This window comes from Novosphingobium sp. 18050 (genome assembly GCF_902706195.1).
Classification (GTDB): domain Bacteria; phylum Pseudomonadota; class Alphaproteobacteria; order Sphingomonadales; family Sphingomonadaceae; genus Novosphingobium.
The window spans coordinates 1-389 of the sequence record NZ_CACSJO010000120.1 but is presented as its reverse complement, the minus strand read 5'-3'; the positions used below and the strand labels follow the sequence as shown (position 1 = coordinate 389).

The following is a 389-nucleotide window of genomic DNA, read 5'->3' as shown; positions in this document are numbered from 1 at the left end:
AGGCACTGGTTCTCGGCGGCGAGCGCGGCGGCGGTCACCTGCGCGATCATGAAGCCGGAGTTGACGCCGCTCTCACGGATCAGGAAGGCCGGCAGGCCCGAGAGGCCGGTGTCGAGCAGCAGCGCGAGGCGGCGCTCGGAGATGGCGCCGATCTCGGCGAGCGCGAGCGCGATGATGTCCGCCGCGAAGGCGACCGGCTCGGCGTGGAAGTTGCCGCCGGAGATCACCTCGCCCTGCCCGGAGGTCCCTTCGGTCAACGCGGTGAAGACCAGCGGGTTGTCCGATGCGGCGTTGGCCTCGATGCGCAGCACGCGGGCGGCATGCGCCAGGTTGTCCAGGCAGGCGCCCATCACCTGGGGCACGCAGCGGATCGAATACGGGTCCTGCAC

General features: G+C 71.0%; 1 protein-coding gene. It reads right to left on the bottom strand.

Features of this window, described 5'->3' with window-relative positions:
- The coding region (locus tag GVL61_RS24660) for an aromatic amino acid lyase (RefSeq protein WP_159983894.1) at positions 1–389 on the bottom strand (389 nt) is incomplete at both ends.